Source organism: Haemophilus sp. SZY H36, assembly GCF_018829625.1.
Taxonomy (GTDB): Bacteria; Pseudomonadota; Gammaproteobacteria; order Enterobacterales; family Pasteurellaceae; genus Haemophilus; species Haemophilus haemolyticus_K.
The window spans coordinates 775,029-799,392 of record NZ_JAHKKA010000001.1; the positions used below are offsets into that span (position 1 = coordinate 775,029).

General features: G+C 38.7%; 23 protein-coding genes. 7 read left to right on the forward strand and 16 right to left on the reverse strand.

All coding sequences use genetic code 11. The features are described from left to right. Together KP713_RS03490 and crp are read left to right on the forward strand one after the other, a co-directional pair. Complete coding sequence (locus KP713_RS03490) at nucleotides 1-252, forward strand: YheU family protein (RefSeq protein WP_005631427.1); 252 nt, start codon at nucleotides 1-3, stop codon at nucleotides 250-252. Beyond that, nucleotides 237-914 carry a cAMP-activated global transcriptional regulator CRP gene (gene crp / locus KP713_RS03495; protein ID WP_048954245.1) on the forward strand — a complete coding sequence of 226 codons (678 nt, stop codon included), beginning with the start codon at nucleotides 237-239 and terminating at the stop codon, nucleotides 912-914. The genes KP713_RS03490 and crp overlap by 16 nt, the downstream gene beginning before the upstream one ends. 365 nt (nucleotides 915-1,279) lie before the next feature. Here crp and rlmC read toward each other — a convergent pair whose 3' ends face one another. From rlmC to rpmH, 11 genes are all read right to left on the reverse strand, one after another. Further along, nucleotides 1,280-2,458, reverse strand: a complete 1,179-nt coding sequence (gene rlmC / locus KP713_RS03500) for a 23S rRNA (uracil(747)-C(5))-methyltransferase RlmC (protein WP_215769870.1) — start codon at nucleotides 2,456-2,458, stop codon at nucleotides 1,280-1,282. Next, nucleotides 2,455-3,507, reverse strand: coding sequence for a beta-N-acetylhexosaminidase (gene nagZ / locus KP713_RS03505; RefSeq protein WP_215769871.1), 1,053 nt, complete (start codon nucleotides 3,505-3,507; stop codon nucleotides 2,455-2,457). The genes rlmC and nagZ overlap by 4 nt, the downstream gene beginning before the upstream one ends. Before the next feature lie 3 nt (nucleotides 3,508-3,510). Then, nucleotides 3,511-3,861 (reverse strand): YcfL family putative periplasmic lipoprotein, encoded by a 351-nt coding sequence (locus KP713_RS03510; protein WP_005636921.1) that lies wholly within the window; start codon nucleotides 3,859-3,861, stop codon nucleotides 3,511-3,513. Further along, nucleotides 3,861-4,211, reverse strand: a complete 351-nt coding sequence (gene hinT / locus KP713_RS03515; RefSeq protein ID WP_215769872.1) for a purine nucleoside phosphoramidase — start codon at nucleotides 4,209-4,211, stop codon at nucleotides 3,861-3,863. Before hinT ends, KP713_RS03510 begins: the two co-directional genes overlap by 1 nt. A 78-nt stretch (nucleotides 4,212-4,289) precedes the next feature. Further along, nucleotides 4,290-6,158: a peptidylprolyl isomerase gene (gene ppiD / locus KP713_RS03520; RefSeq protein WP_215769873.1), complete on the reverse strand. Its 1,869-nt coding sequence runs from the start codon at nucleotides 6,156-6,158 to the stop codon at nucleotides 4,290-4,292. 66 nt (nucleotides 6,159-6,224) lie between these two features. Beyond that, nucleotides 6,225-6,791, reverse strand: a complete 567-nt coding sequence (locus KP713_RS03525) for a manganese efflux pump MntP (RefSeq protein ID WP_215769874.1) — start codon at nucleotides 6,789-6,791, stop codon at nucleotides 6,225-6,227. Nucleotides 6,792-6,801: 10 nt separating this feature from the next. Beyond that, nucleotides 6,802-8,160: a tRNA uridine-5-carboxymethylaminomethyl(34) synthesis GTPase MnmE gene (gene mnmE, locus KP713_RS03530; protein WP_215769875.1), complete on the reverse strand. Its 1,359-nt coding sequence runs from the start codon at nucleotides 8,158-8,160 to the stop codon at nucleotides 6,802-6,804. A 178-nt stretch (nucleotides 8,161-8,338) separates the two neighbouring features. Further along, on the reverse strand, nucleotides 8,339-9,967 hold the full coding sequence (yidC, locus tag KP713_RS03535; protein WP_140527315.1) for a membrane protein insertase YidC: 1,629 nt from the start codon (nucleotides 9,965-9,967) through the stop codon (nucleotides 8,339-8,341). Continuing rightward, nucleotides 9,967-10,227, reverse strand: coding sequence for a membrane protein insertion efficiency factor YidD (gene yidD / locus KP713_RS03540; RefSeq protein ID WP_005627402.1), 261 nt, complete (start codon nucleotides 10,225-10,227; stop codon nucleotides 9,967-9,969). The genes yidC and yidD overlap by 1 nt, the downstream gene beginning before the upstream one ends. Then, the gene (rnpA, locus tag KP713_RS03545; protein ID WP_032803246.1) at nucleotides 10,191-10,550 is read right to left on the reverse strand and encodes a ribonuclease P protein component; all 360 of its coding nucleotides are present in this window, start codon (nucleotides 10,548-10,550) and stop codon (nucleotides 10,191-10,193) included. Before rnpA ends, yidD begins: the two co-directional genes overlap by 37 nt. Before the next feature lie 12 nt (nucleotides 10,551-10,562). After that, complete coding sequence (gene rpmH, locus KP713_RS03550; RefSeq protein WP_005539760.1) at nucleotides 10,563-10,697, reverse strand: 50S ribosomal protein L34; 135 nt, start codon at nucleotides 10,695-10,697, stop codon at nucleotides 10,563-10,565. 254 nt (nucleotides 10,698-10,951) lie between these two features. Between rpmH and dnaA the strand changes: the two genes are divergently transcribed. From dnaA to recF, 3 genes are read left to right on the forward strand one after another with little or no spacing between them, the layout of a single operon-like run. Next, nucleotides 10,952-12,316, forward strand: a complete 1,365-nt coding sequence (gene dnaA, locus KP713_RS03555) for a chromosomal replication initiator protein DnaA (RefSeq protein WP_005645860.1) — start codon at nucleotides 10,952-10,954, stop codon at nucleotides 12,314-12,316. Nucleotides 12,317-12,328: 12 nt separating this feature from the next. After that, a complete protein-coding gene (gene dnaN / locus KP713_RS03560; RefSeq protein WP_215769876.1) occupies nucleotides 12,329-13,429 on the forward strand; it encodes a DNA polymerase III subunit beta in 1,101 nt (366 codons plus the stop codon). Between the two features lies 1 nt (nucleotide 13,430). After that, entirely contained in the window at nucleotides 13,431-14,510 is a 1,080-nt protein-coding gene (recF, locus tag KP713_RS03565) for a DNA replication/repair protein RecF (RefSeq protein WP_215769877.1), read from the forward strand. Between the two features lie 40 nt (nucleotides 14,511-14,550). Here recF and leuD read toward each other — a convergent pair whose 3' ends face one another. From leuD to leuA, 4 genes are all read right to left on the reverse strand, one after another. Continuing rightward, the gene (leuD, locus tag KP713_RS03570) at nucleotides 14,551-15,153 is read right to left on the reverse strand and encodes a 3-isopropylmalate dehydratase small subunit (RefSeq protein ID WP_048954267.1); all 603 of its coding nucleotides are present in this window, start codon (nucleotides 15,151-15,153) and stop codon (nucleotides 14,551-14,553) included. A gap of 10 nt (nucleotides 15,154-15,163) precedes the next feature. After that, a complete protein-coding gene (gene leuC, locus KP713_RS03575) occupies nucleotides 15,164-16,573 on the reverse strand; it encodes a 3-isopropylmalate dehydratase large subunit (RefSeq protein ID WP_215769878.1) in 1,410 nt (469 codons plus the stop codon). Nucleotides 16,574-16,661: 88 nt separating this feature from the next. After that, nucleotides 16,662-17,738 carry a 3-isopropylmalate dehydrogenase gene (gene leuB, locus KP713_RS03580; protein WP_215769879.1) on the reverse strand — a complete coding sequence of 359 codons (1,077 nt, stop codon included), beginning with the start codon at nucleotides 17,736-17,738 and terminating at the stop codon, nucleotides 16,662-16,664. Nucleotides 17,739-17,821: 83 nt separating this feature from the next. After that, nucleotides 17,822-19,369: a 2-isopropylmalate synthase gene (leuA, locus tag KP713_RS03585; RefSeq protein ID WP_046938745.1), complete on the reverse strand. Its 1,548-nt coding sequence runs from the start codon at nucleotides 19,367-19,369 to the stop codon at nucleotides 17,822-17,824. Between the two features lie 543 nt (nucleotides 19,370-19,912). Here leuA and dprA point away from each other — a divergent pair. Next, on the forward strand, nucleotides 19,913-21,034 hold the full coding sequence (gene dprA, locus KP713_RS03590) for a DNA-processing protein DprA (RefSeq protein ID WP_215769880.1): 1,122 nt from the start codon (nucleotides 19,913-19,915) through the stop codon (nucleotides 21,032-21,034). Between the two features lie 67 nt (nucleotides 21,035-21,101). Here the strand turns inward: dprA and KP713_RS03595 are convergent, their stop codons facing one another. Further along, nucleotides 21,102-21,398 carry a cell division protein ZapA gene (locus tag KP713_RS03595; protein WP_140527323.1) on the reverse strand — a complete coding sequence of 99 codons (297 nt, stop codon included), beginning with the start codon at nucleotides 21,396-21,398 and terminating at the stop codon, nucleotides 21,102-21,104. 148 nt (nucleotides 21,399-21,546) lie between these two features. On the opposite strand from KP713_RS03595, the gene polA reads away from it, so the two are divergent. Further along, entirely contained in the window at nucleotides 21,547-24,354 is a 2,808-nt protein-coding gene (gene polA, locus KP713_RS03600; protein ID WP_215769881.1) for a DNA polymerase I, read from the forward strand. Nucleotides 24,355-24,364 lie beyond the last annotated feature (10 nt).

Sequence of the window (24,364 nt, forward strand, 5' to 3'; positions counted from 1 at the left end):
ATGATTATTCCTTGGCAAGAACTGGAAGCAGAAACATTAGATAATATCGTAGAAAGCGTAATTTTACGCGAAGGAACCGATTACGGTATAGAAGAACTTTCACTCAACCAAAAAAAACAACTTTTACTGACTCAAATTCGCAATGGAATTGCGGTGATTGTATGGTCTGAATTGCATGAATCCATTGACATCAAAAATAAAACGGAATTTTTGAAACAGGAATGTAAGGAGCACGAATGTCAAATGAATTAACCGAAATTGATGAAGCATCAGTTCCACCACAGGAAGAAGAATCAACGACTCGAGATCCTATTTTAGACTGGTTTCTTACGCATTGCCACTTACACAAATATCCAGCAAAATCTACGCTAATTCATGCGGGAGAGGATGCAACTACACTTTATTATGTGATTAAAGGTACTGTAATGGTCTCTGCAAAAGATGATGAAGGAAAAGAAATGATCCTAACTTATCTAGGAGCCGGACAATTCTTTGGAGAAGCAGGGCTATTTGATGAAGGCTCAAAACGTTCAGCGTGGGTTAAAACAAAAACAACATGTGAAATTGCTGAAATTTCCTATAAAAAATATCGTCAATTAATTCAAGCTAACCCTGAAATCTTAATGTTTTTAACCGCACAATTGGCAAGACGTTTACAAAATACTTCACGCCAAGTCAGTAATTTAGCATTCTTAGATGTAGCAGGCCGTATTGCTCAAACGCTAATGAACTTAGCTAAACAGCCTGAAGCAATGACACATCCTGATGGGATGCAAATCAAAATTACACGTCAAGAAATAGGGCAAATGGTTGGTTGTTCACGAGAAACTGTAGGACGTATTATTAAGATGTTAGAGGATCAAAATCTTATTCATGCCCATGGAAAAACCATTGTTGTATATGGCGCAAGATAATTTTTCATCATAAATTATTCAATAATGAAACCATCCAAAATCAATTTGGATGGTTTTTGTTTAATTAGAAATAATATTCAAAACATTAATTGACAATTAATATAAAGGATTCTATCATTATTCAACTTCTTACGAATATAGTGGGAAGACAGGATTGGTCTCCTGATATAGTGGCTTTTAAAGGTTTATAACCTTATTGCATAGTTTTATGCCGCAAAAGCTAGAACACCAAGATGCATTTTCTAATCTATGGTGGGCTAGGTAGAAATCCCGCAGGGATGCGTGCAGTAAGCCACTTGCTGTTAAGACCAATTCTGCTTAGTTCCACCACCCTTCTTTCAAATCCCCAACCTTTTTATATTTCTTTAACTCTTCTTTTTTCTTTGTAGTAAAACTAATACTTCATAATGAGATGTTTGTGGAAACATATCAAAGAGTTGAATTTTCAATGGTTTATAAAAAGTGAGATACTGTAAATCCTTACCCATTGTTACAGAATTACAACTAGAATATAAAATAAAGTCCGATTGCATTTCGTTAAGAAATTCACTTAATTCCTTTCCAATTCCACGACGTGGTGGATTTACAATCACAAGATCTGGCTTATTCTCATTCTGATTTTTCATCACACTTGCCGCGTCTAGTGACTGGAAATCTACATGTTCTAAACCCAATATTTTAGCGGAATGACTCGCAGCAAAAATAGCGGATGAGGAAATTTCAATTCCAGTCAACTCAATACGTTTTCCCCATTTTTCCTGTAAAGCTTTAGCGCAATGTAAGCCAAATCCTCCCACGCCACAAAATAAATCCCAGACTTTATAGATTGGTAATTCACTCACCCATTTCTGGGCTGTAGCATATAATCCCGCCGCCACTTTAGGGTTAGTTTGAAAGAAACCTTGTGGGCGAATAAAGAGCGGAATATCATTGAAATTTTCAGGCAAAAATTGTTGTTCTGTCAGAAAAATTTCTTGTTCACCTTCTAAGATAGCCGCGTGCTGTGGTTGTAAATTAATGCTAACCACTTCTAAGTGCGGTAATTTTTCCAATAATTTGGGTAATTCTCGACGAATTAATGGCAATTTATTTTCTGTGCGTAATACAAAACGCAACATTAATTTTCCCGTCGCGATACTTTCTGTCAGCAGAATATATTTGAGCTCGCCTTTTTGTTTAGCAATGTTATAAGGTACTAAACCAGCACGGCCAATAAAATCCTTTAAAACCGGAAAAATCAATGAAAAATGAGTTGGATAAAGGGGACAATCACACAAATCAATCGCACTTTGTGGATCATTAGGATTTTTTAAAATTCCAAGTATCGGGCGTTCAACACTACCACTAACAACCATTTTAGCTTTATTGCGAAAGCTTTGTTCATCAGATTCAAAAGGAGACAACCATTGAGCTCCATCGCAATTAATAGAAATCAGTTGCTGCTTTAAATGATGTTGTTTTTCAGTTAGCTGCTGACTATAAGGTATTTCAAGCCATTGACAAGAACGACATTCATTTTGTTGATAGTATCGACAATCAATCATGTTCTTGCAGCCTGAATATCTAGCCAACGGCTTTGAATATCTGCGAGATTTCGATGGTTCAGTTTCCAACGTTGATCTAAAACCAAGTCATTCCATTCGATTACGCTACGTTTAAATAAATTTTGTAAGCGAGCTTGACGAGCCATAAAGTGCGGTTCATTTTCAGTAAGTTTGAGATTATCTAATACTAGAATGACACCTTCACGTTCATTGCACAGTAATAAAAGATCACAACCTGCATTGAGCGCTTTTTTGCTACGCTCTACAAAATCGCCCATTACGCCAGCGCCTTTCATACCGAGATCATCGGAAAAAATTGCACCTTGGAAATTTAGTTGTTTTCGTAAGATTTCTTTTAACCAATATTTTGAACCACTTGCTGGTTGACTATCACATTGTCTATAAATGACATGCGCAGGCATAATCGCATCGAGTTTATTTTGTGAAATCAACTGTTGGAAAGGTTGGAGATCGCAACTAAAAATTTCATCTTTTGTACGATCATCATAAGGTGTCTCTAAATGAGAATCAGCTAATACATGACCATGACCAGGGAAGTGTTTACCTGTAGAAGCCATACCTACTTGATGCATGCCATCAATAAAAGCGGTTGCTAAATTTACCGCACTTTTTACATCAGATGAAAAACTGCGATCACCAATCGCTCGACATTCGTGTCCCAAATCCAACACTGGCGCAAAACTCAAGTCAATATCTAAGGCAATCATTTCTGCCGCCATTTGCCAACCTGCTTCTTTAGCAAAACTCACTTGTTCAGTTGCTGACAATGTTTCTTGAAAAGCCTGCATTGAAGGCAACATTGTGAATCCATCACGGAAACGTTGAACTCGTCCCCCTTCTTGATCCACCGTAATCAATAAAGGCTTTTTCACTCGTTGACGAACAGAACGAATCAATTCTTGAATTTGTTCTCTGTCTTCAAAATTTCGAGTAAATAAAATCAATCCCGCAACAAGAGGATGAGAAAGTAGCTCAACTTCCTCTTGTTCCAATTCTTTTCCTTTTAAATCAATTAACAACGTGCTCATAAATTATTTTAAATAAAGGCGATAATTTTTACTTTCTACAGTAGGTTTAATTAAATTGATCAATTTCTCTTCTTGTGGTTTTAGCAAAAATTGAGCGGAATAGCTTTCTTGCTGATTTTCCCAAGTTTGGGTTACCCCCAAATGATCGTACCAATACAAATAGTAACTTATATTCAAAAGTTGCTGACTTTTATTTTTTATAAGCGCTGATTTTTGACTCGTTTCAACTTGAATTAAAGGTGAAAGATTAGATGTGATATTCAAAATCGGCTTCGTTGAATAAGTTAAGTTTTCTACTGAACTTGAACAAGCAGCGAGCACAAGGCTCGCCAAAATTAGAAAATATTTTTTCATTATTTCGCTAACATTCTACCTAAAGGTTCACCACCGACTAAATGCATATGTAAATGGAATACTTCTTGCCCACCATGTTTATTGCAATTCACAATTAGGCGGTAACCGTCTTCCGCAATGCCTTCTTCTTTAGCGAGTTTAGCCGCTACACTAAATAATCGACCTAGCGTTAGTTCATCTTGCTCAGTCACATCATTCACTGTTGGAATTACTTTATTTGGAATGATCAAAATATGTGTTTTAGCTTGCGGTAAAATATCACGAAACGCAGTGACTAATTCATCTTGATAGACGATATTTGCAGGAATTTCTTTACGGATAATTTTGCTGAAAATTGTTTCTTCTGCCATTGTTTGCTCCCTATAAAAAAGTGCGGTGAATTTACCGCACTTTTTATCAAAATTTATCTGAGATTGCAATTTAATCAATTATTGCTGTGCTTCATCATCTTGATTGATGAAAGAATCATTTATTTCAATTTTTGCTCTCTCACGCAATCCTTGCATTAATTGCGCTTGAACTTCAGCCTGACTTGTACGTAATAATTGAGCACTAAATTGGCTTAATTCTTTATCACTAAGCACGCCGTCTTCTACTTTATTTAGAGCAATAATAACCACATCGCCTTTCTCATTGCGAGCAACTTGGTAAACCGTTTTACCTGATGCTGGTTTAGCTATTGAAAATACGCCATTTGTTAAAATTGGATCTTTATTTTCACTTAAAGTAAAAGTTTGCTCACTTGAGAAATTAATTCCATCCACTTTCGATTCAGCATCTTCGCTTAATGCTTTCACCGCTTGTTGTGCTTTCTCGTTAAGAACATTTTCAGCCTTCTGACGTTTTAAGAACATTTCAATATCCGCTTTCGCATCTTCCAATGTTCTCACTCCTTCAGGCTTGTGATCTAACACACGCACAACAATAGCGTGATAATCGCCTACATTCAAAGGTTCTGAGTTAGCACCACCATTGGCAATATCAGACTCAAAAACCGCAGAAACCACATTAGGGAAATTTAATTCTGCAGGCACATTTTGACGAGAAAAATAACCGCTCTCTTGAACTTTAGCACCTGCAACTTGTGCCGCGGTATTCAGTGATTTGCTATCCTCAAAAGCCTTATCACGCACTTGCTTTTCAATTGCGTAATAACGATTTTCTAATAAGGATTTACGAACCAAATCAGCAACCTGTGCTTTCACTTCATCTAAAGTTTGAGCTTTACGCTCTTGTACTAAAACAATATGGTAATTGCCATCCACATTGATTGGTTGGCTATATTGCCCAACCTGCAACGCAGCTGCAGCATCTTCAAAGGCTTTTGGTAATTCATTCGCATTTACCCAACCTAAATCGCCACCATTCTCACCAGAAACCTTATCTAAAGATTTAGCTTTAGCTACATCAGCGAAATTTACACCTTTTTGTAATTCATCGTAAGCCGCCTTAGCATCTTGCTCATTTGCAAATTGAATATGTGCTAAACGCTGAGTCATAAATTGAGCTTTATTATCTTGATAATATTGCGCAATTTCTACATCTTTAACTTCGATACCTTTTTCGATTTGGCTACCAGAGAGATCAATATATTGAACCTTCACTTGTTCTGGCTGAACAAAAGATTTTTGATTAGCCTTGTAATAAGCTTTAATTTCATCATCAGATACCACTTGCTTTGCCATTTCATCAGCAAGAGATAATGTTGCTAAACGAGCTGAACGCTTTTGAAAGAAAACTTCTGCGGTATTTTTTGCTTGAGCAGGCACGATAAATTCACTGTTAGCAACACCACTTTGCATTTGTTCAAGGGTTAATGCGCTACGTAAAATAGACGCATAACCATCTGACGTTAAACGATTTTGTTGTAATACTTGTTGATAAACACCGTTATCAAATTTGCCATTAACTTGAAAATTAGGATCTGTCACGATTGCTCGTTTAATCATTTCATCACTGACGCCTAATTTTAATTCTTTCGCATATTGACGAAGCAATTCTTGATCAATCATTCGATTAATGGTGCTTTGACGAAGTGCGGTAACAAATTCAGGAGAATCTGACTGAGCCATAAATGCTTCGCCTTCACGTTGTGCACGAGCCTCAAATTCTTGGTTGTAGCGATTTAAAAAATCCTGTTGTGAAATCACTTCACCATTAACTTTTGCAGCGTAAGTATCATTTGAACTAAAAAGATAGCCAGACATACCTCCGACTAAAAACGATAACGTAATCAAACCCAAAATAAACTTAGCTGCCTTTGAATTTGATAAATTGTGCATTTTTTCAATTAACATTCTATAACCCTTGTTATAAACATAAAATTTTCCCCGATTATAATCTAAACGTAGAAAATTAGCATCTTAAAAAGTGAAAACACCGTGCTCATAAAGCAAGCTAATGCCAATTCCAATCAGCACTATGCCACCCAAAATCTCAGCTTTTGATCTAAATCTTTGCCCAAGAAAATGACCGCTCTTTACGCCGAATAATGAAACGATAAAAGTAGTCAATGCAATAATTACCATAGCCGAAAAAATATCGACAGAAAGAAAAGCAAAAGATATGCCAATTGCTAAGGCATCCACACTCGTAGCTAAACCCAAAGTCAATAGACGTTTCAAATTTATAGATGGCTCTACACTTTCTTCGGAATCAGCATTTAATCCCTCACGCACCATATTAATGCCAATTAATGCAAGTAAAACAAAACCAATCCAATGATCCCAATCTTGAATCATTGAACTGAATTGCAAGCCTACAAAAAAACCTATTGCAGGCATGATACCTTGGAAAAACCCAAAACAGAGAGAAATATAAAGAGCTTGTTTCCAACGAAAAGATCTTAATGCAATACCTTTAGAAATGGATACAGCAAAGGCATCCATTGATAAGCCCAGTGCAATAATACAAAGTGTATAAAAGCTCATAATTTAGAAATTATTTTCCAATACAGAAAGAACTAAAAATATTACCTAGCAAGTCATCTGATGTGAATTCACCTGTAATTTCACTCAAGTAAGTTTGAACTAAACGTAATTCTTCCGCTAAAAGTTCTCCTGCGTGAAATTCTGTAAGTTGAACCAAACCGATTTGTAAATGCTCTGCGGATTTCTGAAGTGCATCTAAATGACGACGACGAGCTAAAAAGCCGCCTTCCATGCCTGTTTGGAAACCCATTGCTTGTTTCAAATGATCACGTAAAAGTTGTACACCATCATGTGTTTGAGCGGAAAGACTAATCATTTGATACCCGTCTTCTTCGCTTTCATTTGCTTGTTCGCCATTTAAATCAATTTTGTTTCGAACAATAGTGACTGGCAACGTTGTGGGTAATTTTGCTAAAAATTCTGACCGAACTTTACTTAAATCGGCACTTTCAGGATCGCTACTATCTAACATCAAAATAATACGATCGGCTTGTTCAATCTCCGTCCATGCGCGAGAAATGCCAATGCGCTCGACTTCATCGGTTGCATCTCGAAGACCCGCAGTATCAATAATATGCAATGGCATGCCGTCAATATGAATATGCTCACGCAATACATCACGCGTTGTACCCGCAATATCCGTTACGATAGCAGCTTCACGACCAGCAAGCGCATTAAGCAAGCTCGATTTGCCTGCATTCGGACGACCGGCAATCACCACTTTCATGCCTTCACGTAAAATAGAACCTTGTTTGGCTTCAGAGCGAACATCTTCTAACTGATTAATAATACCGCGTAAGTTTGCTTCAATTTTTCCATCCGCCAAGAAATCAATTTCTTCATCAGGAAAATCAATGCTCGCTTCCACATAGGTACGTAAGTAAATAACCGATTCAACTAATTCATTTACTTTCTTTGAAAATTCACCTTGCAAAGATTTTAATGCTGAGCGTGCAGCTTGTTCTGATGTTGCATCAATTAGATCTGCAATCGCTTCCGCTTGAGCAAGATCCAATTTATCATTCAAAAAAGCTTGTTCAGAAAACTCACCCGGTCTCGCCAAACGGATTCCATCAATTTGTAAAATGCGTTTGAGTAATAAATCTAATACAACCTGCCCACCGTGACCTTGCAATTCCAATACATCCTCACCAGTAAATGAATTTGGTGATTTGAAGTAAAGGGCAATCCCTTGATCTAAAACAGTGCCATCATCATCTTTAAAAGGGAGATAATCAGCCATTCTTGGCTTAGGACATTTCCCTAACACCGCTTGTGCAACTTCTGTTGCTAAAGGCCCAGAGACTCTTAAAATCCCAATGCCACCACGACCTGGCGCAGTAGCTTGAGCAACGATTGTTTCTTTCATAAAAAACCTATTATCACGTAGAGTAAGCATACTCTAGACTAATCGTAATATTACCCTATTGAGAAAATGTATATATTTACCAACAGCGCTATTACTATCATTAACCGTAGCAATATTTACCACGACTGATAAAACAAAGAAAGGCACTTTTGGTGCCTTTCTTTCCATTCATTTAAGATTATTTCTTACGAGAATGTAATCCCTTTTTCTCTAATCCACGGTAAATCAATTGCTGTTGTGCAATTGTAATTAAGTTAGAAACTAACCAATACAACACTAAACCAGCAGGGAACCATAAGAAGAAGAACATAAACACTAATGGCATAAAGTTCATCACTTTTTGCTGCATTGGATCAGTCACTGGTGTTGGCGACATTTTTTGCAACAAGAACATTGAGATACCCATTAAAATAGGGAAAATATAATAAGGATCTTGTGCTGATAAATCTTGAATCCAACCAAAGAACGGAGCGTGACGTAATTCAACTGCTTCCATAAATGTCCAATACAATGCGATGAAGATTGGCATTTGAAGAAGAATTGGCAAACAACCACCAAGTGGATTTACTTTTTCTTCTTTATAAAGTTTCATCATTTCTTGGCTCATACGTTGGCGATCATCACCGAAACGTTCACGCATTTCTTGCATTTTAGGTTGCAACATACGCATTTTAGCCATTGAAGTATATTGTGCTTTCGTAAGTGGATACAAAATTGCTTTCACCACGATTGTTACACAGATAATCGCTAAACCCCAATTAGACACAATCCCTTGGATAAAGGTTAATAACCAGAATAACGGTTTAGCAATAAACCAAGCCCAACCGTAATCAACTGTTAAATCTAAGTGATTTGCTACGGTAGCCATTTGATTTTGAAGTTTAGGGCCAGTCCATAATGAACTTGTAATCGTCTCTTGACCACCAGCAGGAATTGTCACAACTGGACCGCGATAACCGATTGAAGCGACATTATTTTTAGTATCTGTAATTGTGTAAAGTTGATTATTTACATCTTGATTAGGGATCCAGGCAGATACGAAATAATGCTGTAATACTGCAACCCAACCAGCTTTAGTATCAATAGAAAGATTATTATCCTTCATATCGCCAAAACTATATTTTTTATAGTTTGTTTCTGAAGAAGAATATGCGCCACCAGTATAAGTTGGCATTGCGACATTACCAGAGCTTTCAACAATAGAATGTTTTAATTGACCATAAGGCTCTACTTCAATAGCTTGATCACTTTGGTTATCAATCTTGTAATCTACGCCTAAATCATAGCTACCACGTTTTAATACGAAGATTTTTTGATAAGTCACACCATCTTTTTCAAAAAGAAGAGGCACAGAAAGAGATTCTTGACCATCTGCTAATTTAAAATTATCACCTTCAATTTGATATTGCGCACGACCGGAACGAGTATCGATACCGTTTTTACCAATTAAACCACTTTGCGCAATATACACATGTTCTTTGGTGTCTTTTAATAACTCAAACGGTGTTTTTGAATCCAATTCTGCATCATATTTTAATAATTCAGAACTAATTACGTCACCGCCTAAAGTATCAACTTTCAAACGAAATACATCGTTTTCAAGGGTAATAATACGGCCATGAGTTTGAGAATCTGCTACGACTTGTGAATTAGAAGAAGGAGAACTTGCCGGAACATCAGAATTGGCAGTCATTGAAGTTGTTTGCTCAGTTGGCGCTTGCGGATTTTTATCCAACTGCCATTGCTGATAAACAAGGAAAGAAATAAAAATTAGCGCTAACACTAATAGGCTACGTCTTGAGTCCATTATTTTTTCTCATCGTTATTATTGATTTTAGGTGGAACAGGATCGAATCCACCAGCGTTCAAGGGGTGACATTTTAATACACGTTTTAGAGTAAGCCAACTACCTTTTAACAATCCATGTGTTTTTAACGCTTCAATGCCATAGCAAGAACAAGTAGGCACAAACCGACAACGTGGTCCGATAAGAGGACTAATAACAACTTGATAGAAACGAATAAATCCAATTAAGATTTTTGCACCAAACGAATGTGTCGTTGCCATAATTTTTCTAAGATTTGCACAAAAGAGCTATTATCAAGCTTACCTATACCACCTTTTGCAACAAAAACAAAATCACATGCTGGTAAACGATGTTGCGATAAACGAAAACTTTCTCGTACTAAGCGTTTAATACGATTACGATCATGAGCTCGTTTTAAATGTTTTTTAGCCACAGTCAAACCTAAGCGAGGATGCTCAAGATTATTTTTTCTGGCAAGGATGGTTATTTCTGGAGTGCTAGCTCTGAACGGTTGTTCGAAGACATTTTTGAATTGAACGGGAGTTAACAAACGTAACTCCCTTGAAAAGTTCAGCTTAACCACTAAGAACGGTGATTATGCAGATAAACTTTTACGACCTTTAGCACGACGACGCGCTAAAACTTGACGGCCATTTTTAGTTGCCATACGAGCACGGAAACCGTGAGTACGACTACGTTTTAATACAGAAGGTTGAAATGTACGTTTCATTGTAATCTACCTAAATCCAGATTATGAGTTAATAAAAATAGAGCGCAATTTTAATCATAAAATACGCATTCGTCAAATAAGAAACGGAAATTTTTCGGGAAAAACTCTCGGACTTCCAAAATCGGGGGGATTATACGGATTTTTGTATAAATCTCAAGCCGATTTTTTAGAAGATCTTTCCACGCATTTATTGTAAAATCTCCACCAATTTTTACCGCACTTTTCTCTATTACAAAAACAACAAGGATCCTTTTGTGAATCTCTCAAATCTTTGGCAAAGTTGCCTGTTACAACTTCAAGATCAAGTTTCAGCCAGCGATCTTAGCACTTGGCTTCGTCCTTTACAGGCTGATGTGGTGGCGGATAACCACATTGTTTTATATGCTTCTAATATGTTTGTGAAAGGTTGGGTAGAAACTCATTATCTCGCACAAATCCAGCAAATTTGTCAAACACTTGCACAAAATCCTGAACTTCGCATTTCTTTAAAAGAAGGGGTTAAACCTGCACCTAAAGTTGTGGAAAGTGCACCAAGTGGCAATCCTAAAACAGAAAGTGCGGTAGATTTTCAAGCTGAATCTAGTGCTTCAGTAAAATTTGAATCTCATCTAAATACTAAACACTTATTTGATAACTTTGTTGAAGGTAAATCGAACCAACTCGCACGCGCAGTCGGTCAAAAACTTGCTCAAGCGCCAGGCGAACCTTCGGCCAACCCCTTCTTTTTATATGGTGGTACAGGTTTAGGGAAAACCCACTTGTTACACGCGATTGGCAACGGCATTTTAGCTAATAAACCAAATGCGCGTGTGCTTTATATTCACGCAAATAACTTTATGCAACATATGGTAAAAGCCGTGCGTGACAATAAAATGGATCAGTTTAAAAAATTCTATCGTTCTCTCGATGCGCTTTTAGTGGATGATATTCAATTTTTCGCTGAAAAAGAAAAAACTCAAGAAGAATTCTTCCATATATTCAATAACTTATTTGAAACTGGTCGTCAAATTATCTTAACATCAGATCGTTATCCAAAAGAAATTGAAAAAATTGAAGAACGTTTAAAATCACGTTTTGGCTGGGGCTTAACAACAGCCATTGAGCCGCCCGATCTTGAAACGCGTGTAGCGATTTTATTGAAAAAGGCGGAAGAGCATAATATGAACTTGCCAGAAGAAGTCGCTTTCTTCATTGCTCAACGCTTGCGTACCAACGTGCGTGAACTCGAAGGGGCGTTAAATCGCGTGAAAGCAATGCAAGACTTCAAAGGTGGCGACATTGATATTGATTTCGTGCGTGACACCTTAAAAGATATTTTGGCTCTGCAAGAACGTCTGGTTACCATTGAAAATATTCAAAAAGTGGTGGCTGAATATTATCGAATTAAGGTTTCAGATTTAAAATCAAAAAGTCGTGCCCGTTCAGTGACTCGTCCTCGCCAAATTGCAATGGCATTAGCAAAAGAATTAACAAACCGAAGTTTACCTGAAATCGGTCGTGCCTTTGACCGAGATCACACAACCGTATTAAACGCTTGCCGCGAAGTACCTAAATTCCGCGAGCAAGATAATAGCATTCAAGAAGATTGGGCGAATTTAATCCGCACTTTGTCCGCATAAAAGGAGAACGCAATGCAATTTAGTATTTCAAGAGAAAATTTATTAAAACCGTTGCAACAAGTATGTGGCGTATTGAGTAATCGTCCAAACATTCCTGTGTTAAACAATGTGTTGTTGCAAATTGAAGATAATCGATTGACTATCACAGGCACAGATTTGGAAGTAGAATTATCGAGCCAAACTCAGCTTTCATCGTCTTCTAAAAATGGCACCTTCACAATTCCAGCAAAAAAATTCTTAGATATTTGCCGCACTTTATCTGATGATTCAGAAATCACTGTTACTTTTGAAGAAGATCGTGCATTATTGCAGTCTGGGCGTAGCCGTTTTACGCTGACAACCCAACCTGCCGAAGAATATCCCAATCTCACGGATTGGCAGTCTGAAGTAGATTTTGAACTACCGCAAAATACCTTGCGCCGTTTAATTGAAGCCACTCAATTTTCCATGGCAAATCAAGATGCCCGCTATTTTTTAAATGGCATGAAGTTTGAAACAGAAGGCAATTTATTGCGTACTGTGGCAACAGATGGCCATAGACTTGCGGTCTGTACTATCTCACTTGAACAAGAATTACAAAATCATTCTGTGATTTTACCGCGTAAAGGTGTGTTAGAACTTGTTCGTTTATTAGAAACAAGCGATGAGCCTGCACGTTTACAAATCGGTACCAACAATTTACGTATCCATTTAAAAAACATTGTATTTACATCAAAATTAATTGATGGTCGTTTCCCTGACTATCGCCGAGTGTTGCCTCGTAATGCAACGAAAATTGTCGAAGGCAGCTGGGAAATTCTTAAACAAGCCTTTGTTCGCGCATCAATCTTATCGAATGAGCGCGTGCGTAGCGTGCGTTTAAACTTAAGCGAAAACCAACTAAAAATTACTGCCTCCAACACCGAACATGAAGAAGCGGAAGAAATTGTCGATGTCAATTACAATGGCGAAGAATTAGAAGTCGGTTTTAATGTCACCTATATTCTTGATGTGCTAAATGCGCTTAAATGCAATCAAGTTCGCATGCGCCTAACTGATGCCTCTTCTAGTTGCTTAATCGAAAACTGTGAAGACAACAGTAGCGAATATGTAATTATGCCAATGCGTTTATAATATGGCGATTTCGCGCTTACTGGTCGAAAAATTTCGTAACTTAACAGCCGTGGATCTTGATTTTGATCCCGGCTTTAACTTTTTGGTCGGCAACAATGGCAGCGGGAAAACAAGCCTATTAGAAGCGATTTTTTATCTTGGTCACGGACGCTCATTCAAAAGTGCGGTAACAAATCGCATCATTTCTTACGACGAACCTCGCTTTACCTTATTTGGACAAATCCAAGAAAGCCAACATCAATGGTCAGTGGGATTACAAAAACTTCGTCAAGGCAACACGTTAGTAAAAATTAACGGTGAAGATGGAAATAAAATTTCCGATCTTGCTCATCTTTTACCAATGCAATTAATCACCCCAGAAGGCTTAACCTTACTGAATGGTGGGCCAAGTTATCGTCGAGCATTTTTGGATTGGGGACTGTTTCACCATCAAACAAGTTTTTATGCAGCCTGGAGCAACCTTAATCGATTACTCAAACAAAGAAATGCAGCGCTTGCACAAAATCAGCCCTACTCCGCTATTAAAGTTTGGGATGTCGAGCTTGCCAAACTCGCTCATCAAGTGAGTCAATGGCGTGCCGACTATGCAGAAGCACTACGCCCTGAAATCGAGCAAACTTGCCAACTTTTCCTCCCTGAATTAGAAATTAATGTCAGCTTTCATCAAGGATGGGAAAAAAATACAGATTACGCAGAGGTTCTTGAGCAAAATTTTGAACGAGATCGTGCCTTAAATTACACATTTTCTGGACCTCAAAAAGCTGATTTTCGTTTCAAAGCGCAAGGATTGCCAGTGGAAGATGTACTTTCTCGTGGACAACTTAAACTTTTAATGTGCGCATTGAGACTGGCTCAAGGCGAGCATTTAATGAAAGAAAAGCAACGCCATTGTATTTTTTTAATCGATGATTTTGCATCGGAATTGGATCAATATAAGCGAGCATTATTAGCAGAACGATTACAACAAAGCGGTTCACAAGTGTTTGTTACAGCCATTACTCAAGAACAATTAAAAGAGATGCAAGTCGAAAACAGAAAAATGTTTTCAGTCGATAATGGAATCATTAAAACGTTAGATTAGATCAAAAAGTACGGTGAAAAATCACCGCACTTTTATCTTTTTAGCGCAAGAACGCTGGGATGTTTTTCTCGTATTCTGAGATTTTGTCTTCGTGTTGAAGGGTTAAACCAATATTATCCAAGCCGTTTAACAAACAATGACGGCGGAATTCATCCAGTTCAAAGTGATAGACTTTGTCACCTACGGTTACGGTCATCGCTTCTAAATCCACATGGATTTGTTTGCCTTCATTTGCCCACACCCATTGGAAAATTTCTTCTACTTCTTCTTCGCTTAAACGAATCGGTAACATGTGGTTATTTAAGCTGTTGTTGTAGAAAATATCCGCAAAACTTGGTGCGATCATTACTTTGAAACCGTAATCGGCTAATGCCCAAGGTGCATGTTCACGAGACGAACCACAGCCTAGGTTTTTACGTGCTAATAAAATGGTCGCGCCTTGATATTGTGGATAATTCAATACGAAATCAGGGTTTGGCTTGGTGCCTTCTACATCCAAATAACGCCATTCATGGAATAAGTGTTTACCGAAACCCACGCGGGTAATGGCTTGTAAAAATTGTTTTGGAATAATCGCATCAGTATCCACGTTTGCCGCATCCAATGGCACTACTAGGCCTGAAAGTTGTTTAAATCCTGCCATTTTCTGCTCCTTAGTTTAATGTTACGTCACGAATATCAACGAATTTACCGAACATTCCCGCAGCCGCTGCCATCGCAGGGCTCACCAAGTGAGTTCGTCCATTACGGCCTTGGCGACCTTCAAAGTTACGATTTGAAGTAGAAGCACAACGTTCCCATTCACCTAAACGGTCATCGTTCATTCCTAAGCACATTGAGCAGCCTGGATTACGCCATTCAGCACCTGCCTCAATAAAGATTTTATCCAAGCCTTCTTTTTCCGCTTGTTCTTTCACTAAACCGGAACCTGGCACCACTAAAATGCGTTTTACATTGTCAGCTTTTTTACGACCTTTCATCACTGCCGCTGCTGCGCGTAAATCTTCAATGCGCGAGTTGGTGCAAGATCCAATAAATACTTGATCGATTTTAACCTCTTTTAAATCAGTACCAGCTTCTAAGCCAATATAATGTAAAGCTTTTTCCGCCGAAGCACGCTGTACAGGATCTTCCATTTCTTGCGGATTTGGTACGGTTTCATTCACAGAAATCACCTGCCCTGGGTTTGTCCCCCAAGTGACTTGTGGTGCGATGTCTTTTGCTTCTAGCGTTACCACTGTGTCAAATTGTGCATCATCGTCAGATTTTAAGGTTTTCCAATAAGCAACGGCATCATCCCAATCTTTGCCTTTAGGCGCGTGTGGACGATCTTTTAAGTATTTGAAAGTGGTTTCATCGGGTGCAATTAAACCGGCTTTTGCACCCATTTCAATTGCCATATTACATACGGTCATACGGCCTTCCATAGAAAGGTCACGAATCGCTTCACCACAGAATTCCACCACATGGCCTGTACCGCCTGCCATGGTAGTTTTACCGATAATGGCAAGAATAATGTCTTTTGCGGTAATGCCTGGTGCCACTTTGCCACGTACTTCAATTTTCATATTTTTCGCACGTGCTTGTTTTAGTGTTTGAGTGGCTAATACGTGTTCCACTTCAGAAGTGCCAATACCAAATGCTAAAGCACCGAAAGCACCGTGAGTAGCTGTATGGGAGTCACCGCAGACTATAGTCATACCTGGCAAAGTTAAGCCTTGCTCAGGCCCCATCACATGTACGATTCCCTGCTCTTTCGTTGTCATATCAAATAATTTGATACCCGTCGCTTTGGTATTTTTATCAAGTTCTAACACTTGAATTTTAGCTTGACCTTCAAGTTTGTTCACATCGCGTACTTGAGTAGAAATGCTGTGATCCATGGTACCGAAAGTTTTATTCACTTGGCGTACTTGGCGCCCCGCAACACGTAAACCATCAAAGGCTTGCGGACTAGTCACTTCATGGATTAAGTGACGGTTGATATACAAAATCGGCGTTTCGCCCTCTGCTTCATACACAATGTGCGAATCAAATAATTTTTCGTAAAGTGTTTTTGCCATAATATTTCTCAATTCGTTAGAGGCTTTTGTTAGGGTAAGTGCGGTTAAAATCCGAGATATTTTTGAACCGCACTTTCATTGTTTTTTATTAGATTGCGTCAGCAATCAATGTGCCCATTTCCGCAGTTGAAACAGGTGTAGAGTCATCGGCTAAATCACCCGTACGGTGACCATTTGCTAAGACTTGCTGTACCGCATTTTCAATGGCATCCGCTGCTTCATTTAAGTTGAAACTGTAACGTAACATCATTGCAGCAGAAAGAATTTGTGCGATTGGGTTAGCAATGCCTTTGCCTGCAATATCTGGTGCAGAACCGCCAGCAGGCTCATATAAGCCGAAACCTTCTTCATTTAAGCTAGCAGATGGCAACATCCCCATAGAACCTGTGATCATCGCGGCTTCATCAGAAATAATATCACCGAAAATGTTAGAGCAGAGGAGTACATCGAAAGATTCAGGAGCTTTAATTAACTGCATGGTCGCATTGTCGATATAAATATGATCTAAGGTGACTTCAGGGTAATCCTTCGCCACTTCTGTCACAGTTTCACGCCATAAGATTGACGCTTGTAATACGTTGGCTTTATCCACAGAAGTCACATGTTTACGACGTTTCATTGCTGCATCAAAAGCCGCACGTGCAATGCGTTCGATTTCATATTTGTAATAAACTTCAGTATCGAATGCTTTAGTTTGTTCACCTTCACCTTCACGGCCTTTAGGCTGACCGAAATAAATTCCTCCCGTTAATTCGCGAACCACTACCATATCAAAACCTTTTGCAGCAATATCTGCACGTAATGGGCAAAATTTTTCTAATCCTTTATAAAGAGTTGCAGGACGAAGATTGCAGAATAATTTGAAATGTTTACGCAATGGTAATAATGCACCGCGTTCCGGTTGTTGATCTGGTGGTAAATTTGTCCATTTAGGGCCACCCACAGAACCAAACAAAATCGCATCCGCTTCATCACAGCCTTTTAAAGTTTCTGCTGGTAATGGACAACCACAATGATCAATGGCCGCTCCCCCAACAAAAAACTCCTTAAAGTTAAGTTTAAAACCGAATTTTTCTTGGACTTTGTTTAATACTTTAATGGCTTCAGCCATTACTTCCGGACCGATACCGTCTCCTGGTAGAACAGCGATGTTGTATGATTGCATACTATTTTTCCTATTTATTTCACACTAAAGTGCGGTTAATTTTTTCATATTTTCTCCCCTCTTTTATAAAGAGGGGAATTGGGTTAATGATGTTTGTGGCTTTTAATATCGGCGACTTTATGCGCTCGATAAATCGCATTGATCGCGTGGACTAAAGCAAGTGCAGAAGATTCAACGATGTCTGTTGCTAAACCAACACCATGGAATTTACGCCCTTCGTGTTCAACGACAATATCCACTTGCCCTAATGCTTCTGCCCCCTCGCCTTTAGCGGTTAAGTTATAGTGAGACATTTTGATTTCTAAGCCAGTTAAATTTAAGATGGCGTTGTAAACCGCATCCACTGGGCCATTGCCGCCAATTGAAGACGTACTTAATTTTTCGCCATCCAACTTCAATTGAACAAAGGCTGTTGCTGGATATTCTTTCGTTGAATGAGCAGAAAGTTTATCTAATACCAAACGATCTTCATCCCCTTGCTGCATATCAATAAACGCCAAGGCTTCCAAGTCGTAATCGAACACTTGGCCTTTTTTGTCCGCTAATTTCAAGAAGGCATCGTACAATTTATCCAAATCGTAATCTTGCTCTGTGTAGCCCATGTCGGTCATGTGGCCCTTAACTGCTGCACGGCCGGAACGAGCGGTTAAATTCAATTTTTCTTTTTTCAAACCGATCGTTTCTGGAGACATAATTTCGTAGGTATTTTTGTTTTTCAACATACCATCTTGATGGATGCCAGAAGAATGAGCAAAAGCATTTGATCCTACAATGGCTTTATTCGGTTGAATCGGCATATTGCAAAGTTGGCTAACCATTTGACTAACACGGTGAATTTCTTGAGTATTGATACGAGTATCTACGCCCATAAATTCTTGGCGAACTTTCATTGCCATCACAACTTCTTCCAAGGCAGTATTGCCTGCACGCTCGCCGATACCGTTGATAGTACATTCAATTTGGCGCGCACCATTTTGTACTGCGGTTAAAGAATTAGCGGTTGCCATACCTAAGTCATTGTGGCAATGCACAGAAATCACGGCTTTGTCGATATTCGGCACGCGATTGCGCACCTGAGCAATGATGTTGCCATATTCATTTGGTAAGCAGAAACCTACTGTATCGGGAATATTAACCGTTGTTGCACCAGCATTAATGGCAGCTTCTACAATTCGGCAGATATTATCAATACCTGTACGGCCGGCATCTTCGCAAGAGAACTCAACATCATCCGTATAATTACGAGCGCGTTTCACTGCTGCAACAGCCATTCCTACCACATCATCAAAAGAACGTTTTAATTTCGCTTCAACATGCAATGCAGAACTTGCAATAAAAGTATGAATACGGAATGCTTCAGCGACTTTCAATGCCTCGTATGCGGCATCAATGTCTTTATCTACAGCTCGAGATAATGCGGCAACACGAGAGTTTTTGATATGGCGCGCAATAGTTTGAACAGACTCAAAATCCCCTTGAGAAGAAACAGGGAACCCCACTTCCATTACATCCACACCTAAACGTTCAAGTGCTAAAGCAATCTGTAATTTCTCTTTTACCGTCAAACTTGCTTTTAATGCCTGTTCCCCATCACGCAAAGTCGTATCAAAAATAATAACGCGATCTGTCATAACAATGTCCTTACTAAAAGTTCTTCTGAAATCACTCCAAAAGTGCGGTGCGTTTTCCTGTATTTTTTAGACAAAAAACCCGCAGCTTATAAAGTGCGGGTTTAAAATTGGGTATTTACATCTGACTATTTTTTATCCACAACTTAGCCGCACACAAAATGTGAGAGCAGCAGGTTGAGAGATAAAGAAACAATACGAGACATAAATAAAAATCCTTCTGTGTAAAACGCTTTTCATATTACGAATAAAAAACTGGCTGTCAAACTATTTTTTAGCGTTTTATATCAAAAAAAATTATTTCAACACAACATAAAATATACATTTAACTAATAAATTCAAAATAAAAAGAATATTCAACCAAGCCTATTACAATCAGCAAATTTTTATTATTGAATTTTTTATATTTTCAAAATAAGAAAAATTTTGCAATTTTTTACTCATCAAAAAGAATTTTTGCGATCTATATCGCAAAATGCTTTCAAGTTAATCGTTTCTTTCACTCGTTTTTTCCATACTAAATTTTCAAATCAAAAAGGAAAAAGCATGCACGATATTACTTACACGCTACTCCGACTAATGCAAGTCCCTAAACTTGGCGGAGTGGGCATTGATAAAATTTTATCCAATATTACGCTAGATGAGTTGCTCAATTATGATGATGTTGCTTTTCGACAAATGGGATGGGGAGCCATTCAAATTCGTCGTTGGTTCAAGCCTGAAACAAAATTTATTGAGCCAGCGCTAGAGTGGTCACAAAAAGAGGGAAATCATTTGGTGAATTATTTTTCCCCTTTTTACCCCTTTCTATTGAAACAGATAGCGAGCTTTCCCCCTCTGCTATTTGTAAAAGGAAATTTGACCGCACTTTCACAACGTCAAATTGCCATGGTGGGAAGTCGCTACTGCACGGCTTATGGTGAATATTGGGCTAAATATTTTGCTACGGAACTATCATTGGCAGGCTTTACGATTACCAGTGGACTGGCATTGGGAATAGATGGGCATTGCCATCAAGCAGTTGTTGATATTCAAGGACAAACCATTGCCGTTTTAGGAAGCGGATTAGAACAAATTTATCCCGTAAAGCACCGAAAACTTTCAGAACTCATTTTACAAAACAACGGTACATTAGTTTCTGAGTTTTTACCAAACCAAGCACCAATTGCAACAAATTTCCCTCGTCGTAATAGGATTATTAGCGGGCTTTCGGTTGGGACATTAGTAGTTGAAGCCACAGAAAAAAGTGGCTCTCTGATTACTGCTCGGTATGCATTGGAACAAAACCGAGAGGTTTTTGCTGTCCCAGGCAATATTCAAAGTGAATTTAGCCAAGGTTGTAATCGTCTCATTAAACAAGGCGCAATGTTGGTGGAAAATGCAAAGGATATTTTGGAAACGCTCTACCAACATTCTATCCATAGCCAAACTGAAATCGATTTTGATCAGATCGCAGTGCCTAATTACACACCTCCACCCGATCCTCGGCGATTAGTAGAAGCACCAAGTCACCCGAAACTTTACTCGCGTATCGGTTACACTCCTGTGAGCATTGATAATTTAGCCGAAGAATTTGGACTCAGCGTGGATGTTTTACTCGTACAATTACTAGATCTTGAATTACAAGATTTAATTTTGAATGAAAATGGACTATACAAGCGTGTCTAACGCTATAAAAAACGGCTGAAAATCATTAAATTTTCAGCCACACTTAAATCACAATTAATCACTGATTTTATTCTTTTAATACCCGAACACTTCCTAAAGAATGATCCAGTTGCTGGATTTTCGTTCTTAACACATCTTCTATTTGTAGTGTTTTATTCTTTTCTTGTGTTAATTCAAAACTCAAATTGAGCGCCACTATCGAAAGCACACGATCAAGCTGAATAATGCCTGTCTTTTCTTTCATTTCGGAAACCAATATATCTAGATTACGCGCAGCTTGGCGCAGTAATTCTTCTTGTTCAACGGGCACGTTTAAACGCAAGACCTGACCCAAAACTAAAATTTCGACCAATTTTAACGACATTTGATTTCCTTAAATTAAATATTTGAGTGGCTGATATTATGCCATAGCAAAAAACGTTCGTCACAAATTTTACATTGAATCCGCCGTTCGCTCATCACCATAAATTACGCTATAATGCCCGCATTTTTCAGTTTAAAACGAGATTTTTATGGCCCAAATTGTAGCAAATCCGCTTGTGCTAGTGGATGGTTCTTCTTATTTATATCGTGCATTTCATGCTTTTCCTCCTTTAACCAATGCCGCAGGTGAGCCAACAGGTGCGATGTATGGCGTTTTAAATATGTTAAAAAGCCTCATCTCACAAGTACAGCCCACTCATATAGCAGTTGTTTTTGATGCAAAAGGGAAAACATTTCGTGATGAAATGTTTGAACAGTATAAATCTCACCGCCCACCAATGCCTGATGATTTGCGCAAACAAATTCAGCCTTTGCACGATATGATTCGTGCACTGGGGATTCCGCTTTTAGTGGTGGAAGGGGTTGAAGCTGATGATGTGATCGGCACTCTCGCACTACAAGCATCGCGTTTGGGTAAAAAAGTGCTCATTAGTACTGGCGATAAAGATATGGCACAGTTAGTTGATGACAATATTATGCTCATCAACACCATGAATAATAGCTTATTGGATCGCGAGGGCGTGATTGAAAAATACGGTATTCCACCTGAACTCATTATTGATTATCTAGCACTCATGGGCGATAGTGCAGATAACATTCCGGGCGTTACTGGCGTGGGCGAAAAAACCGCTCTTGGTTTACTACAAGGCATCGGAAGTATGGCTGAAATTTATGCCAATCTTGAGAAAGTAGCAGAATTACCAATTCGTGGTGCGAAAAAACTAGGTGAAAAATTATTGGCAGAAAAAACTAATGCCGATCTTTCTTATACATTAGCAACCATCAAAACAGATGTTGAACTTAACGTAACAACAGATGAATTGTTGCTTGGAGAAAGCAAAAACGATCAACTTATTGAATATTTTGCTCGCTACGAATTTAAACGCTGGCTTAATGAAGTGATGAATGGCGCGGATTCGATTACCCAAACCACTGAACAGCCTACGAAAATGAACCAGTATCAGGCGACATCACTAGCTCAAAATTCGGTGGGAAATAGTGCGATGGAGAATGAGCCTAAAATTCAAATCGATCGTACAAAATATGAAACCTTGCTCACTCAAACAGATTTAACGCGCTGGATTGAAAAACTCAATGCAGCAAAACTCATTGCAGTTGATACTGAAACAGACAGTCTTGATTATATGTCTGCAAATTTAGTAGGTATCTCTTTTGGTCTTGAAAATGGCGAAGCAGCTTATTTACCATTGCAATTAGATTATTTGGATGCACCAAAAACACTCGAAAAATCGACCGCACTTGCGGCTATCAAACCAATTTTAGAAAATCCTGACATTCACAAAATTGGACAAAATATTAAATTTGATGAAAGTATTTTTGCCCGTCATGGCATTGAATTACAAGGTGTTGAATTTGATACGATGCTGCTTTCTTATACGCTAAATAGTACGGGTCGTCATAATATGGACGATTTAGCTAAACGTTATTTAGGGCATGAGACTATCGCATTTGAAAGCATCGCAGGAAAAGGGAAAGGCCAGCTTACGTTTAATCAAATTCCATTAGAACAAGCCACAGAATACGCGGCAGAAGATGCTGATATGACCATGAAATTACAGCAAGTGCTGTGGTTGAAACTGCAAGAAGAACCAACGCTTGTTGAATTATATAAAACAATGGAATTACCATTACTTCATGTGCTTTCTCGCATGGAACGGACGGGGGTTTTGATTGATAGTGATGCCCTCTTTATACAATCTAACGAAATTGCCACAAGATTAACCGCACTTGAGGAACAAGCTTACGCATTAGCAGGTCAGCCATTTAATTTGGCCTCCACCAAACAATTACAAGAAATTTTGTTCGATAAACTTAAACTACCTGTTTTACAAAAAACGCCAAAAGGTGCGCCATCAACGAATGAAGAAGTATTGGAAGAATTAGCCTATAGCCACGAATTACCAAAAATTTTGGTCGAACATCGTGGTTTGAGCAAACTCAAATCCACTTACACGGATAAACTGCCTCAAATGGTCAACTTACAAACAGGCCGAGTGCATACCTCTTATCATCAAGCGGTCACGGCGACAGGGCGTTTATCATCTAGCGATCCAAACCTACAAAATATTCCAATTCGGAATGAAGAAGGTCGTCGTATTCGACAAGCATTTATCGCACGTGAAGGTTATTCTATTGTCGCCGCTGACTATTCTCAAATTGAGTTACGCATTATGGCGCATCTTTCGGGTGATCAAGGTTTAATTAACGCTTTCTCTCAAGGCAAAGATATTCATCGCTCTACGGCAGCTGAAATCTTCGGTGTATCATTAGATGAAGTCACCAGCGAGCAACGTCGCAATGCTAAAGCAATTAATTTCGGCTTAATTTATGGAATGTCCGCGTTTGGACTTTCACGCCAACTGGGTATTTCCCGTCCTGATGCACAAAAATACATGGATTTATATTTCCAACGCTACCCTTGCGTACAGCAATTTATGACCGATATCCGAGAAAAAGCGAAAGCTCAAGGCTATGTGGAAACGCTATTTGGTCGCCGTTTATATTTACCTGATATTAATTCTAGCAACGCAATGCGTCGTAAGGGGGCTGAACGTGTAGCAATTAATGCACCGATGCAAGGCACCGCTGCGGATATTATTAAAAGAGCGATGATTAAACTTGATGAAGTAATCCATCACGATCCCGATATTGAAATGATTATGCAAGTACACGATGAATTAGTGTTTGAAGTGCGGTCAGAAAAAGTCGCGTTTTTCCGTGAACAAATTAAACAACACATGGAAGCCGCAGCTGAATTAGTTGTTCCATTGATTGTGGAAGTGGGTGTTGGACAAAATTGGGATGAAGCGCACTAAGGAATTTAGC

Excerpts from the sequence above, each read along its gene's own strand:
- KP713_RS03490 (WP_005631427.1), top strand. The coding sequence starts at position 1 with ATGATTATTCCTTGGCAAGAACTGGAAGCAGAAACATTAGATAATATC.
- crp (WP_048954245.1), top strand. The coding sequence starts at position 237 with ATGTCAAATGAATTAACCGAAATTGATGAAGCATCAGTTCCACCACAG.
- rlmC (WP_215769870.1), bottom strand. The coding sequence starts at position 2,458 with ATGATTGATTGTCGATACTATCAACAAAATGAATGTCGTTCTTGTCAA.
- nagZ (WP_215769871.1), bottom strand. The coding sequence starts at position 3,507 with ATGAGCACGTTGTTAATTGATTTAAAAGGAAAAGAATTGGAACAAGAG.
- KP713_RS03510 (WP_005636921.1), bottom strand. The coding sequence starts at position 3,861 with ATGAAAAAATATTTTCTAATTTTGGCGAGCCTTGTGCTCGCTGCTTGT.
- hinT (WP_215769872.1), bottom strand. The coding sequence starts at position 4,211 with ATGGCAGAAGAAACAATTTTCAGCAAAATTATCCGTAAAGAAATTCCT.
- ppiD (WP_215769873.1), bottom strand. The coding sequence starts at position 6,158 with ATGTTAATTGAAAAAATGCACAATTTATCAAATTCAAAGGCAGCTAAG.
- KP713_RS03525 (WP_215769874.1), bottom strand. The coding sequence starts at position 6,791 with ATGAGCTTTTATACACTTTGTATTATTGCACTGGGCTTATCAATGGAT.
- mnmE (WP_215769875.1), bottom strand. The coding sequence starts at position 8,160 with ATGAAAGAAACAATCGTTGCTCAAGCTACTGCGCCAGGTCGTGGTGGC.
- yidC (WP_140527315.1), bottom strand. The coding sequence starts at position 9,967 with ATGGACTCAAGACGTAGCCTATTAGTGTTAGCGCTAATTTTTATTTCT.
- yidD (WP_005627402.1), bottom strand. The coding sequence starts at position 10,227 with ATGGCAACGACACATTCGTTTGGTGCAAAAATCTTAATTGGATTTATT.
- rpmH (WP_005539760.1), bottom strand. The coding sequence starts at position 10,697 with ATGAAACGTACATTTCAACCTTCTGTATTAAAACGTAGTCGTACTCAC.
- dnaN (WP_215769876.1), top strand. The coding sequence starts at position 12,329 with ATGCAATTTAGTATTTCAAGAGAAAATTTATTAAAACCGTTGCAACAA.
- recF (WP_215769877.1), top strand. The coding sequence starts at position 13,431 with ATGGCGATTTCGCGCTTACTGGTCGAAAAATTTCGTAACTTAACAGCC.
- leuD (WP_048954267.1), bottom strand. The coding sequence starts at position 15,153 with ATGGCAGGATTTAAACAACTTTCAGGCCTAGTAGTGCCATTGGATGCG.
- leuC (WP_215769878.1), bottom strand. The coding sequence starts at position 16,573 with ATGGCAAAAACACTTTACGAAAAATTATTTGATTCGCACATTGTGTAT.
- leuB (WP_215769879.1), bottom strand. The coding sequence starts at position 17,738 with ATGCAATCATACAACATCGCTGTTCTACCAGGAGACGGTATCGGTCCG.
- leuA (WP_046938745.1), bottom strand. The coding sequence starts at position 19,369 with ATGACAGATCGCGTTATTATTTTTGATACGACTTTGCGTGATGGGGAA.
- dprA (WP_215769880.1), top strand. The coding sequence starts at position 19,913 with ATGCACGATATTACTTACACGCTACTCCGACTAATGCAAGTCCCTAAA.
- KP713_RS03595 (WP_140527323.1), bottom strand. The coding sequence starts at position 21,398 with ATGTCGTTAAAATTGGTCGAAATTTTAGTTTTGGGTCAGGTCTTGCGT.
- polA (WP_215769881.1), top strand. The coding sequence starts at position 21,547 with ATGGCCCAAATTGTAGCAAATCCGCTTGTGCTAGTGGATGGTTCTTCT.